Annotated in this window: 16 protein-coding genes; 9 read left to right on the forward strand and 7 right to left on the reverse strand. The window is 40.8% G+C overall.

Going from position 1 to position 13,101, the window contains the following annotated elements:
- The first annotated feature begins 48 nt into the window (after positions 1-48).
- The 3 genes from IEU51_RS07355 to IEU51_RS07365 all read left to right on the forward strand — a co-directional run bounded on the left by IEU51_RS07355 (position 49) and on the right by IEU51_RS07365 (position 2,304).
- Positions 49-1,113: an LLM class flavin-dependent oxidoreductase gene (locus IEU51_RS07355; RefSeq protein ID WP_186084460.1), complete on the forward strand. Its 1,065-nt coding sequence runs from the start codon at positions 49-51 to the stop codon at positions 1,111-1,113.
- On the forward strand, positions 1,113-1,679 hold the full coding sequence (locus IEU51_RS07360) for an NADPH-dependent FMN reductase (protein WP_186084458.1): 567 nt from the start codon (positions 1,113-1,115) through the stop codon (positions 1,677-1,679). The genes IEU51_RS07355 and IEU51_RS07360 overlap by 1 nt, the downstream gene beginning before the upstream one ends.
- 172 nt (positions 1,680-1,851) lie before the next feature.
- Positions 1,852-2,304 carry a hypothetical protein gene (locus IEU51_RS07365; protein ID WP_186084456.1) on the forward strand — a complete coding sequence of 151 codons (453 nt, stop codon included), beginning with the start codon at positions 1,852-1,854 and terminating at the stop codon, positions 2,302-2,304.
- A gap of 148 nt (positions 2,305-2,452) precedes the next feature.
- On the opposite strand, the gene IEU51_RS07370 is transcribed toward IEU51_RS07365, so the two are convergent.
- From IEU51_RS07370 to IEU51_RS07380, 3 genes are read right to left on the reverse strand one after another with little or no spacing between them, the layout of a single operon-like run.
- Positions 2,453-2,824, reverse strand: a complete 372-nt coding sequence (locus IEU51_RS07370; RefSeq protein WP_186084454.1) for a DUF423 domain-containing protein — start codon at positions 2,822-2,824, stop codon at positions 2,453-2,455.
- An 11-nt stretch (positions 2,825-2,835) separates the two neighbouring features.
- Complete coding sequence (locus IEU51_RS07375) at positions 2,836-3,075, reverse strand: hypothetical protein (RefSeq protein WP_186084452.1); 240 nt, start codon at positions 3,073-3,075, stop codon at positions 2,836-2,838.
- Entirely contained in the window at positions 3,059-3,715 is a 657-nt protein-coding gene (locus IEU51_RS07380) for a uracil-DNA glycosylase (RefSeq protein ID WP_186084450.1), read from the reverse strand. Before IEU51_RS07380 ends, IEU51_RS07375 begins: the two co-directional genes overlap by 17 nt.
- A 118-nt stretch (positions 3,716-3,833) precedes the next feature.
- Here IEU51_RS07380 and thiD point away from each other — a divergent pair, with 118 nt between their 5' ends.
- The 4 genes from thiD to folE2 are packed head-to-tail and all read left to right on the forward strand — an operon-like array spanning position 3,834 to position 6,677.
- Entirely contained in the window at positions 3,834-4,664 is an 831-nt protein-coding gene (gene thiD / locus IEU51_RS07385; protein ID WP_188349296.1) for a bifunctional hydroxymethylpyrimidine kinase/phosphomethylpyrimidine kinase, read from the forward strand.
- Positions 4,665-4,722: 58 nt separating this feature from the next.
- Positions 4,723-5,088, forward strand: a complete 366-nt coding sequence (locus tag IEU51_RS07390) for a DUF1806 family protein (RefSeq protein ID WP_186084446.1) — start codon at positions 4,723-4,725, stop codon at positions 5,086-5,088.
- A 10-nt stretch (positions 5,089-5,098) separates the two neighbouring features.
- Positions 5,099-5,797: a bacillithiol biosynthesis deacetylase BshB2 gene (gene bshB2 / locus IEU51_RS07395; RefSeq protein ID WP_186084444.1), complete on the forward strand. Its 699-nt coding sequence runs from the start codon at positions 5,099-5,101 to the stop codon at positions 5,795-5,797.
- 1 nt (position 5,798) lies between these two features.
- Positions 5,799-6,677: a GTP cyclohydrolase FolE2 gene (folE2, locus tag IEU51_RS07400; protein WP_186084442.1), complete on the forward strand. Its 879-nt coding sequence runs from the start codon at positions 5,799-5,801 to the stop codon at positions 6,675-6,677.
- Between the two features lie 539 nt (positions 6,678-7,216).
- Here folE2 and tadA read toward each other — a convergent pair.
- The 4 genes from tadA to IEU51_RS07420 are packed head-to-tail and all read right to left on the reverse strand — an operon-like array spanning position 7,217 to position 10,563.
- A complete protein-coding gene (gene tadA, locus IEU51_RS07405) occupies positions 7,217-7,702 on the reverse strand; it encodes a tRNA adenosine(34) deaminase TadA (RefSeq protein ID WP_186084440.1) in 486 nt (161 codons plus the stop codon).
- Positions 7,692-8,390 (reverse strand): HAD family hydrolase, encoded by a 699-nt coding sequence (locus tag IEU51_RS07410; protein ID WP_186084438.1) that lies wholly within the window; start codon positions 8,388-8,390, stop codon positions 7,692-7,694. The genes tadA and IEU51_RS07410 overlap by 11 nt, the downstream gene beginning before the upstream one ends.
- 13 nt (positions 8,391-8,403) lie before the next feature.
- A complete protein-coding gene (locus IEU51_RS07415; RefSeq protein WP_186084436.1) occupies positions 8,404-9,360 on the reverse strand; it encodes an NAD-dependent epimerase/dehydratase family protein in 957 nt (318 codons plus the stop codon).
- A 15-nt stretch (positions 9,361-9,375) separates the two neighbouring features.
- Entirely contained in the window at positions 9,376-10,563 is a 1,188-nt protein-coding gene (locus tag IEU51_RS07420) for a glycine C-acetyltransferase (RefSeq protein WP_186084434.1), read from the reverse strand.
- Between the two features lie 174 nt (positions 10,564-10,737).
- On the opposite strand from IEU51_RS07420, the gene IEU51_RS07425 reads away from it, so the two are divergent.
- Both IEU51_RS07425 and IEU51_RS07430 read left to right on the forward strand, forming a co-directional pair.
- A complete protein-coding gene (locus IEU51_RS07425; protein ID WP_186084432.1) occupies positions 10,738-11,925 on the forward strand; it encodes a M20 metallopeptidase family protein in 1,188 nt (395 codons plus the stop codon).
- Complete coding sequence (locus IEU51_RS07430) at positions 11,916-13,100, forward strand: M20 metallopeptidase family protein (RefSeq protein WP_186084430.1); 1,185 nt, start codon at positions 11,916-11,918, stop codon at positions 13,098-13,100. Before IEU51_RS07425 ends, IEU51_RS07430 begins: the two co-directional genes overlap by 10 nt.
- Position 13,101: the final 1 nt, after the last annotated feature.

Genomic DNA, 13,101 nt, shown 5'->3' on the forward strand with positions numbered 1-13,101 from the left:
ATAATATTGTTTTGAAATATAAATCAATGATTTAAGGACGTGAAACCATTGGCAAAAATGGACATCAATAAAAATAAACCACTTGAGTTTGGACTCTACTCCCTCGGAGATCATATTATAAACCCATTAGATGGAAAGAGAATTTCTCAGGAACAGCGTATTAAAGAGATCATTGAACTTGCGAAGTATGCGGAACAAGCGGACTTTGATGTGTTTGCGGTTGGTGAGTCCCACCAAGAATTCTTTACGACTCAAGCACATACAGTGGTGCTCGGAGCGATTGCTCAAGCAACGAATAAAATAAAAGTGTCGAGCTCTTCATCGATTGTATCAACGACGGACCCGGTACGACTCTATGAAGACTTTGCGACGATTGACCTGATCAGTGGCGGTCGTGCTGAAATCATCGGTGGGCGTGCGTCACGCGTTGGTTTATTTGAGTTACTCGGATATGACGTGCGTGACTATGAAGAATTATATGAAGAGAAGTTTGAGTTATTATTAGAGCTAAACAAAAGCAATAATATTACGTGGGACGGTAAATACCGTGCAGCACTTAATAATATAGAAATTCTTCCGCAACCGATTGATGACCAACTTCCAATTTGGCGTGCGGTTGGTGGACCACCAGCGAGCGCCATCAAAGCGGGACGTCAAGGTGTGCCGATGAATATCACAACACTCGGCGGACCTGCGGCGTCGTTCAAATATTCAATTGATATTTACCGAGAAACAGCACGTGAACACGGCTTTGATACATCTAAAGAAACATTACCTGTTGCGACTAGTTCATTGCTTTTTGCTGCAGATACGACGCAAGAAGCGTTAGCTGGTATGTACCCTCACTTAAATGTCGGCATGAGTTTTATCCGCGGGCAAGGGTATCCGAAAGGACAATTTGCACAAGCACCAGATTATCGTGAAGCACTGATGGTGGGTAGCGCGAATGAAATTATAGAGAAGATTCTCTATCAACATGAATTGTACGATCACCAACGATTCATGGGACAGATCGACTTCGGTGGCGTGCCATACGAGAAACTGATGAAAGTCGTGGACATCATGGGTGCAAAAGTCATCCCAGAAGTTACAAAGCATCTAGGAGGTAAATAATGAACGTATTAGTACTTGCCGCGTCAAACGTCGGCACGAAAACGAAAACAGCGATGAGTTATATTCATAAAACGTTAGAAGAAAAACACTCAGAACATGACATTACATTTATAGATTTTATAGATAAAAAGATGGAATTTGCTGATGGTCGAAACTATTTAGAATGGACGGGAGACACTTTAGAAGTAACGACTGCCGTGATGAACGCGGACGTGATTTATATTGGATTCCCGATATTCCAAGCATCGATTCCAGCCGTTTTGAAAAACCTGTTCGACCTACTTCCAGTGAATGCATTACTGGATAAGACCGTTGGAATTGTGTCGACAGCAGGATCAGAAAAGCACTTCTTAATTGCAGAAATGACGTTAAAACCGATACTGAACTATATGAAAGCACACGTCGTACAGTCGACTGTGTTTATCACAGAAAAAGCATTTAGTAGAGGTGAAATCGTAGAGGACGATATCATTGTGCGATTAGAGAATTTAACAGAACAGACGCTGACGATTGCGAAAGCACACGAACAGATTAGAATAGAAGAAGAATCGAAATATGGATTTTAGATTAGTTGAAGACTAGCTCGCGCTAGTCTTTTTTTATTGTGAAAATTTTACGTGCCAAAGTACGGAGAAATATCAAGAGTTTGCCACGTAAACTTTTTCAGATAATGCTTGCCTCCCAGAAAAAAAACGCTTACAATATAGTTAATATATAATCATATACGGAGGACATCCAATGAAACAGTTTCTCAAATCCGCACTTCTTTTTCTTGTTTTTATCATTCCACTCGCTGCTTGCTCTAACGAAACTAATGAACTAGAGGGCGAGTCTTTCTCAGTGTTCACGCCTAACCCTACTGTTGAGTATTCTGATTTACCAGAAAATCCTTCTAAAAATTTTGTTTTTAAATTTGAAAAGAACGGTAAAATGAAAGTCATTCGTTATGGAGAAGAATATTCTGGTACATACGAACTAAACAATAAAAACGAACTTATAATGGCTGTTGATGATAATGATAAAAACACGGTTAACTTCGCAATCAGAAGCTTTGAACACCATGAGAAAAATGAAAATATTTATTTAGGAACAGTTGCAAAATCTGATGTTCCAGAAGGACATGCACTAACAAATGAGTTCTACTCATTCTCTATCAAAGAACCAATTGGATTACAAAAATTTGAAGACTAGCTCGCGCTAGTCTTTTTTTATTTATGCGACACAGTTCATCAAAAACCTCCGAGTCTGTCGCTCAAAATGAGTTTGTGCGACCAACGCCAAACAATCTCACCAAACAAAAAAGCCACCCCACTCTTTATAGTAGCGTGACTTTATCTTTCTATCCTTGAATTTTAAGTGCTGCGACAATGACCATCACCCATGACGCGATGAAGAATACACCGCCGATCGGTGTGATTGCACCTAATATTTTAATTCCACTTGTTGCCAGTACAAACAGGCTTCCGCTAAATAAAATAATACCGATGAGCATCACCCAACCTGCTGTTCCAAATAACTGAATGCCCGTCACTTGTTTTAACACGCCAAGTAAAATGATTCCTAATCCATGATACATCTGGTAGCGACATGCTGTTTCCCAAACTTCTAAATAGTGTTCTGATAGTTTTCCTTCTAATCCGTGTGCGCCAAATGCACCACATACAACGCTTAACAGCGCGTTAATTGCGCCAACAATAATCAATACTTTCATAATTTACTCCTTTAAAAATCAAAAATAGATGTTGAATTTGTCTTTTCTTCTGCGAGCATCAGCCCGTCTAAATTCTTGCGTTCTGGAATTTTACGTTCCTTCGGTCTCTCAATCGTTTCCGTGTTTTCATCTTCCTTTAACACAGCAACTAGACGCTCCACCGCATACAAGTGCTTGTCGTCATTCGATTTCTCAAACTTATCTAATTCTTCACGAATCTCATTCAACACGCGTTTACGCATCTTTTTCACTCCAGTCTATCTCCGTCTTACCTACGGATTTTAAGAATTCATTCGTCTCACTAAACGGCTTCGATCCAAAAAAACCGCGATACGCCGACAGTGGACTCGGGTGAACCGACTTAATAATCTTATGCTTACTCTCATCTATTAACTTCGTTTTCGACTGCGCTGTTTTCCCCCACAAGATAAACACAACGTCCTCGCGATACTTCGACACCGCTTCAATCACCGCATCCGTGAACACTTCCCAGCCAATCCCTCTATGCGAGTTCGCCTGGTGCGCATCTACAGTTAACACTGTGTTCAAGAGCAGTACACCTTCGTTCGCCCAGTCCGATAAAGATCCACTCGTCCGCGTAATGCCTAAGTCACTCTCTAATTCTTTATACATATTTCGTAGTGACGGCGGAAACTTCGCTCCGTCACGGACCGCAAACGCTAAACCATATGCCTGATCGATATTGTGATATGGATCTTGCCCTAAAATCACTGCCTTCACCGATTCAAACGGTGTCAGTTCAAATGCTGTATATATTTCTTCACGTTTCGGGAACACTTGCCCGTTACGATATTTCTCATCTAAAATTTCATTTAACTCCGTAAAATCGTGCGTGTTTTTTATCTCTATAAACACATCTTGCCATTCCACAGGACCACCCCTACTCGTATAGATAGTATAACATTTTTAAAGTGAGCATGAAGGTAGAATGTTGTATGATTTAATAGTAAAATATAGATATTATTTTAATACTTAAGGGGCATTAAACATGGCATTAAAGAAGACTTTAACAATTGCAGGAACAGACTGTTCTGGTGGCGCGGGGTACGCTGCCGACTTAAAAGCATTTGAACAACATGGAACGTATGGGTATTGTGCGCTCACTTCTATCGTTTCAATGGAGCCTGAAACATGGTCACACCGCGTTTCACAAGTACCGCTTGAAGTCGTGAAAGAACAAGTTGAAACTGCTCTATCTTTAAACCCAGATGCAATCAAAACAGGCATGCTTCCAAGTGAAGAAATCATCGCTGTTTCGAAAGATGCATTTTTAAATAGCAACGCAAAATTCTTTGTCGTCGATCCAGTAATGGTGTGTAAAGGCGACGATGAGGTATTAAACCCAGGTCTCGTGGTAGCAATGCAAAAGGACTTGATTCCAAACGCAACGGTTGTAACGCCAAACCTATTTGAAGCAGGTCAACTTGCAGAGGTTAAAACACCATCTACACTAGATGAAATCAAAGAAACTGCAAAGATCATCCACGACAAAGGTGCGAAATACGTCGTTGTTAAAGGTGGTACAGGTATCGTTGGAGATAAAGCCATCGACGTATTCTATGACGGTGAAACATTCACGTTATTATCTGCAGACAAGATAGATGCTTCATATAACCACGGTGCTGGCTGTACATTCGCAGCAAGTGTCACTGCTAACTTAGCAAACGGTAAATCACCGCTTGAAGCGGTACGTGACGCAAAAGCATTCGTCACTAGCGCAATTAAACATGGTTGGAAAATGAACGATCATGTAGGAGTAGTCACTCACGGCGCTTACAACACAGTTGAAGAAATCAAAGTAGAAGCTGAAACTTTATAGAGTTTTAAAAAAGAGATAGAACCTTCTATCTCTTTTTAAATATAGATTGGGGATTATTATGAAACTAAAACCACTTGATGAGAAAAAAGTCCAATCACTTTTGGACGAATATAAAAACGAACCTGTATATATTCATGTTGAGGTGACAAATGGCGTATACGCAAGCCATAACAACGATGAAGTTTTTAATGCAGGTACTTTCCTAAGGAATATACCTATTACGTATACAGAGGGTACACTTAAAGGTGGCAATAATTTTGAACATCGCGTCGGTTTAAAGCTCGACAACGGTGGTTGGGTTTACGTGACTGGTCTATCCCACTACACTGTTAATGAGAACGATGAGTTTATTTTACACGGTATCGATCACTCTGGTAAACTCGCGGCAGCACTCGAAATTTCAAGAAAAGAATTTAAAAAGTAGGAGTTTTATAATGACTTTAAAAGAAGAAGCACATGTACTTGTTGTGTTTCCTCACCCAGACGACGAAGCGTTTGGTGTGAGTGCAACAATCATGAAATATAGAGATATGGGCGTGCCGGTAACCTACGCATGCTTGACGTACGGAGATATGGGACGAAATATCGGTAACCCTCCGTCAACGAGAGAAGATTTATGGAAAATCCGTAAAGCGGAACAAGAAGAAGCTGGCCGATTAATGAATCTTTCCGAACTTAAATTCTACGGTTATAGAGATAAAACCCTGGAATTCGAAGAAAAAGGAAAAATTAAAGGAGATGTGCTCGAATTACTGCATGAGTTAAAACCGACGAGACTCATTTCTTTTTATCCTGGATATTGTGTGCATCCTGACCACGAGGCAACTGCAGAAGCAGTGTTAGATGCAGTGGCTGAACTTGCTCCGGAAGATCGTCCAACGCTGACGCTTGTTGCATTTGATAAGCGTACGTACGAAGATTTAGGCGAGCCACAAATTCAAACAGAAGTTCGAGATTACACAGATCGTAAGATGAAAGTCCTCTCTGCACACGCGTCGCAAACGGCTCAATTATTGATTGATTTGAGCAAAGATACACAAATTGGCGAACTTGCGCGTGAACGTTGGTTTGAAAAAGAGAACTTTTACCTTTATGATATAGAAGATTGGATTAATAATAAGGGGAACAAATAATATGACAGGAATAGATTTTTCTAATCGCGAAGAACGATATAGACACTTTGGTTCGGTAGAACCGATTAAAGGTACAAAACCTAAAAATAAAGAAGATATGGTAGATCTTCAAAACACGAAAAAGGATTTCCTATTTAGTGTAGATTCAGTTGGAATTAACAACTTAAAATATCCAGTTGTAATTGGAGATTATCAATCAGTTGGTACATTTGAACTTGCGACGAGTTTAGAGCGCGACGAAAAAGGTATTAACATGAGCCGCATCTTAGAATCTCTTGAAACAGAAAACCACAAAGGGATTTCATTAGATTTTGACACGATTGAAAAAGTACTGAACGTACTTCAAAAAAACATGGACCAAAACACTTCTGAACTTACAGCAACAGGCACTTGGTTCTTCAGTAAATATTCACCAGGCACGAACTTACATGCTGTGGCGAACGCTGAAGTGAAATACCATGCAGAATTTGATGGTGAAACACTCACTAAAAAACAATTTGGTATGACAGGCATGATTACAACACTTTGCCCATGTTCTAAAGAAATCAGTGAGTATTCGGCGCACAATCAGCGCGGGTACATCAAAGTATTACTCGACATTGATGACACAAAAGAACTTCCGGAAGACTACAAGGAAGTCGTATATAACGCGTTAGAAATTAACGCATCAAGTCAGTTATATCCGATTTTAAAACGTACAGATGAAAAAATGGTCACTGAACGTGCGTACGAAAACCCACGTTTCGTAGAAGACCTCATTCGACTTGTTGCGTATGACCTTGCAGACCTAGATTGGGTTAAAGGCTTTGAAGTAGAATGCCGCAACGAAGAAAGTATCCACCAACACGACGCATTCAGTAGATTAAAATACACGAAATAATATATGACACGCAATTTGATGAGAGTAGAACTCTCGTTGGATTGCGTGTTTTTATCTTTTGTGGAGAGATATGGACGATAATTATGGGAACTGGGAAATATCAGTCGTATCTTCTTGACATATGAACGATAAATATGATTTCTGAAAATTATCGGCCGTATCAGCTTTGTATATGAACGATAAATATGATTTCTGGAAATTATCGGCCGTATCAGCTTTGTATATGAACGATAAATTGAATTTCTGGAAATTATCGGCCGTATCAGCTTTGTATATGAACGATAAATTGAATTTCTGGAAATTATCAGCCGTATCAGCTTTGTATATGAACGATAAATTGAATTTCTGAGAAATAAGGGCAGATATCATTTTTATTTCGACCTCTAATATCTATGAGTGTTCAAATAAATCACTGATTCAACCACTAATCTTGAATTGTAGTGGTTTAGTCGTAGAATGACTCCGTCATTCAAAGATTAAACTTCATTTAGAGGATTTATTCAGCGAATCCCTGTCTCGCACGCAAAGAACGCACTTCCTCAGTTGGAAGTGCGTTCTTTTTTTTCGTGCTTTTTCTTCTGTCTTAATTCTCTAAAGAAGTCTTTAAGTATCTGGCTGGATTCTTCTTCCAACACACCAGATACAACTTCTGCTCTATGATTGAATTCCGTCGTATCCAACAAATGCATGAGACTATCGACTGTACCACCCTTAGGATCCGGCGCACCATACACCACCAGTGGCACACGGCTCATTACAATTGCACCACTGCACATGACGCACGGCTCAAGCGTGACGTACAGTGTGCAGTCTTCTAACCGGAAACTGCCAACCGCCCTGCATGCTGCTTCAATTGCTAAGAGTTCCGCGTGTGCCGTCGGCTGCTGCGTCGTCTCTCTCAAGTTGTGCGCCCGCGCAATGATTTCTCCGTCTTTCACTACTACTGCGCCGATTGGGACTTCATCTTTAAGACGTGCCTGTTCCGCCTCTTTCAAGGCTTCTCGCATGTAGTCCTCATGCCTCATCTAAAATAAACTTCCCATCTACAAAAAGATCCTTCACACTATCTACAATTAAATCTGCGCCTACAAGGTGAATATTCTCACACGTACCAGACAATACACCGATTGTCGTCACGCCTTCTTCTTTCCCAAGAAGCGTGTCTGCACTGTTGTCTCCAACCATCACTACTTCTTTAAGATTAAGACCCGCTTCTACTTGAGCGTCCAACACCCGAATATCCGGCTTGCTGTAAGGTGTGTCATCTCCACACACAATCTCGCTAATATAGTATTCTAGCTCAAATTTCTTTATGAAATTTAGTGTACTTTGTCTGGAATCTGAAGTCAGTATCATATTTTTGTAGCCAAGTTCCTGGCCAGTCTTCAGTGCCTCTACCGCGCCTTCAATGAGCGCCATATTCTCCACTAACATATCCAGGTTCTCTTCATAATACGCCTTCGCCCATTTGCCTCCACCTTCATGAAGACTTTCAAATGCACGGTGAATATCATCACCCGTACCCGATGCGATTACAGAGTTCGGCATGATCTCTCCCTCTTTCAGACCAAGCGTCTCTCCTATATCGTCTACATCTTTGTCTAAGTTAAATTCATCAACAAAATCATTGATACATTTATGGGCATAAGGCTGCCAAATTTTATGATAGTCGAGTAGCGTACCATCCTTGTCATATATGATTACTTTCTTCATTTATACCCCTACTTTATTTTGCTGTATTCATCTTCTCACGAATACCAGAAAGCATCTTTTCAGTCATCTTATCTAAATCGTACTCGCATTTAAAGTTCCATTGTTCTTTCGCTTCATCACAGTCTAAACTATTTGGCCATGATTCTGCAATTGCTTGACGCATTGGATCTACGTCATATTTAAGTTCAAATTCTGGAATATGCTTTTTAATAGATTCTGCAACCATCTCTGGATCGATGCTCATTGCACTCACGTTGAATGCATTACGCACAGAGAGTTTCTCAGGATCTGCTTGAAGTAAATCAATGATACAGTTGATTGCATCGTCAATGTACATCATATCCATGTACGTACCTTTATCTATAAAGCTCGTATAAGTGCCGTTCTTCACAGCCTCAAAATATATCTCGCACGCGTAGTCTGTTGTACCGCCACCTGGTTCTTGTTCATAAGAAATTAACCCAGGGAATCTGACTGAGCGCGTATCAACGCCGAAACGTTCGTAATAATAATCGAGTAGAAGTTCTCCTGCGACCTTATTCACGCCGTACATTGTTGACGGACGTTGAATTGTTTCTTGTGGTGTATTATCTTTTGGTGTTGACGGACCAAACGAACCAATTGAACTCGGGGTAAAGTACTGTGCACCTACTTCACGAGCAGCTTCAAGTGTGTTCATTAAACCGCCCATGTTGATGTCCCACGCACGCTTAGGCGTTCTTTCAGCCACGGCACTGAGCAGTGCAGCTAAGTGAATGATCGTGTCTGGTTTGAATTTTTTCGTCATCTCCATAACCGCTTCACTATCAGTCACATCTAGTATTTCAAATGGCGTGTCTTTCATCTTACCCCATTCAGGAATTCTTAAGTCTGTAGGGAGCACATTCTCCTCTCCGTAGATTTCACGTAATTTTACGGTTAACTCGGTCCCAATTTGACCAAGGGCTCCAGTAATTAAAATTCTTTTCATAATGCTTATATCCTCCTAAATGATACCGAGCTCTTTTCCAACTTTTTCATAGATTTTTAATGCATCATCGAGCATTTCTTTTGTATGTGCTGCTGTCGGCATGTTACGTACGCGTCCAGTTCCCCTTGGTACTGTTGGGAATACGATTGATTTCGCGTATACGCCTTCTTCTTTAAGTCTCTTAGAGAACTCTTGAGTCAGTTTCTCTTCACCAATGATTACTGGTGTAATTGGTGTTTCAGAGTGGCCAATATCAAATCCAAGATTTTTCAGACCTGCTTTTAGGTAGTCACCATTTTCCCATAATTTGTCGTGTAGTTCAGTAGATGCCATAATCTTTCTCACCGCTTCAGTGATTGCTTTTGTATCTGCTGGAGTAAGTGCTGTTGAGAATAAGAATGGACGACCCGCAACTTTTAGGTAGTCAATTAATTCTTGTGAACCTGCAACATATCCACCAACAACACCGATTGCTTTAGAAAGAGTCCCCATTTGCATATCGACTTCTTTTTCTAAACCGAAGTGTTTAACTGTACCTGCACCTTTACCCATAACGCCTGATCCGTGCGCGTCATCGACATAAGTAATGAGGTCAAATTCTTTTGCGATTTCCACGATTTCAGGAAGTAACGCTACGTCTCCATCCATTGAGAATACACCGTCTGTAATAAACATTACTTTGTTGTATTCACCAGACTCCGTCGCTTCTTTCGCTTTCTTTCTTAAGTCATCCATGTCTGAGTGGTTTACACGGATAATTTTTGCACCAGATAAACGACAGCCATCAATGATAGATGCATGGTTTAATTCGTCAGAAAGAATCGCATCTCCTTTTTTCATGATCGCTGGAATCGCACCTTGGTTTGCGTTGAAGCCAGAAGTGAACGCAATCACTGCTTCAGTGCCTTTAAATTCAGCAAGAGTATCTTCTAACTCTTTGTGTAGATCTAAAGTACCATTGATTGTACGCACTGCTCCCGCACCTACTCCGTGAGAGTCTACTGCTTCTTTCGCAGCTTGTTTTAGGTCTTCATCAGTCGCTAAACCTAAGTAGTTATTTGATGAAAGGTTGATGAGTTCTTGACCATCGATTGAAATGACCGGACCATTCTCCCCTTCGACAACATCAATTTCGTTATATAACCCATTATCCTTTAACTCTGTGAGTTGTGTGTTTAAATAATCTTTTAAAATTTGAGACATGAAAAATGCCCTCCTTATAATGTTACTTCTATTTTAGCAAAAGTCATCGATTCCATTAAACAAAAACAATCAAACGTTTATATTTGTAATTTTCTCTCAATTTAAAATCGTTCGTCTTCCGAATAATTGAATAGTTTGATAGAATTAAACAAATGCAAGTTTGGAGGAATAACGATGTCAATTAAAGATATTGCAAGTAAACAACAAGACACAATGGTTGAAACTAGACGCTACATGCATATGAATCCAGAAGTGTCGTTTGAAGAAGTGAAAACTTATGAATTTATTTTAAAGAAATTAAAACAATATGATGGCTTAAAAATCCGAGAGAACGTCGGTAAGAACGACGTAGTTGGTGGTAAAGGATTATTCGCTACTTTTGGTGAAGGTCATCCGCACATCGCTTTCCGTGCAGATTTTGACGCTCTGCCAATCGTCGATCAGAAAGACGTGCCTTATAAATCGCAAAAAGAAGGTGCGATGCACGCATGCGGTCACGATGGACACACGTCTACTCTACTCGCTTTAGTCGACGTAGTCAGCAAGGTACAAGATAAACTTAAGGGTTCAGTATCGTTTATCTTCCAGTTCGGTGAAGAGCGCGCTCCAGGGGGCGCAAAATTCATGGTGGAGGACGGAATTTTAGACGACGTAGATAAAGTTTACGGCCAACACTACTGGAGTCAATTTAAGACAAATGAAATTCGTACACGTAGTGGTGCTTTGATTTCATCTCCAGATACATTCTTAGTAAAAATTAAGGGTAAAGGTGGCCACGCAGCGCATCCGGCGAACAATATCGATGCGATTGTTATTGCTGCTGAAATGATTATGAACTTGCAGACGGCTGTTGCGAGACAGATTAGCCCGATTGATAACGCGGTTGTCACAATCGGTAAAGTAAGTGGCGGAAGCACGTTTAACGTAATGCCAGATGTCGTAGAATTTGAAGGTACGGTGCGTACGTTTGAACCAGCGGTTAAACAAAAAATTAAAGAAATTTTTGAACTTGAAGTAGAATACACTGCAAAAAAACGCGGTGCAGTGGGCACGCTCACTTATATCGAAGGTTATCCTGCGGTCGTGAACCACGAAGAGGAAGCAAAAGTTGTGGAACAAGCTGCAAAAGATCTTGGATTAGAGTTCGTTGAAGCAACGCCATCAATGATCGGTGAAGACTTCTCTGTTTACGTTCAAGAAAGACCAGGCGCATTCTTCTACACGGGTTCTGGTAACGAAGATAAAAATTCAACGTTCGCTCATCATCATGAAAACTTTGATTTAGACGAAGATGCCATGAACTCTGCACTTCAGATGTTCATGAAAATCATCGAGTTAGAAGACGTTGTCTCATGGACTTAGACTTAGTCAAACTCTCTCGAGACAACTTTAAAGAAACAGTCAGACTGAGACGTCATTTCCACATGCATCCAGAGCTTTCATTCAAAGAAGTGGAAACGCCAAAATACATTGCAGAGTATCTCACAAACCTTGGTATTGAAGTCGAGACTGGTGTCGGTCTTAACGGTGTCGTTGGAAGACTCATTACAGATGAAAACAAACAAACTGTCGCGCTTCGTGCTGATTTTGATGCACTGCCAATCCAAGATGAGAAGAAAGTTCCGTATAAATCTCAAGTGCCAGGTGTGATGCACGCATGTGGACACGATGCTCATACGGCAGTTCTACTCACAGTGGCAAAGATACTATCTGAAAATAAAGATGCACTAAATGGTAACGTTGTTTTTATCTTCCAACATGCGGAAGAAGTAGACCCAGGTGGCGCGATTCAGATGATCAACGATGGATGCCTTGATAATGTGGATGCGATTTTTGGAATGCACGTATCGAGCAGTGTTCAAGTTGGTGAAATGGGCTATAAGTATGGAGTTGCGACAGGGATGCCAGATGACTTCACGATTACTTTAATTGGTGAAGGCGGGCATGCGGCTAAGCCTCAGACCACAATTGACCCCGTTGCTGCTGGGATTGAACTATGTCAAGATTTACAATTTAAAATCACGAGAAAAATTTCTCCAATGGATAATGCTGTTTTATCTATTACAATTTTTAATGCGGGGACGCAGCACAACGTAATACCCGACAGGGTGACGATTGGCGGGACGCTACGCACGTTTGGGTATAACACGCAGAAGAGACTGATAAACGAGCTCAACCGCTCGCTACGTGCGATTCAGACGTCTCACGGCGTGAGATACGAACTCGATTACATGAAAGGCTATCCACCTGTTGTGAACGATGATGATATGGTAGATCTCGTCCGTGACGTGATGAGCAATGTTTCGACAGTTACAAAACAAAATCGACTTGAAAAAGATCTTGGTGGAGAAGACTTTGCCTACTACTTACAAAAAGTACCCGGTGCATTCTTCTACACAGGTACAAAAAATACAGCACTTAACACAGATTACGCCCACCATACCTCTCACTTTGATATCGATGAGCACGGGTTGAAAAATGGGGTTGCAGTCATGCTCGGTGTAGCACTTGAATACTTAAATAAGGAGCACGAATAAT

The sequence above is a fragment of the Phocicoccus schoeneichii genome, assembly GCF_014635565.1.
GTDB classification, from domain to species: Bacteria; Bacillota; Bacilli; order Staphylococcales; family Salinicoccaceae; genus Phocicoccus; species Phocicoccus schoeneichii.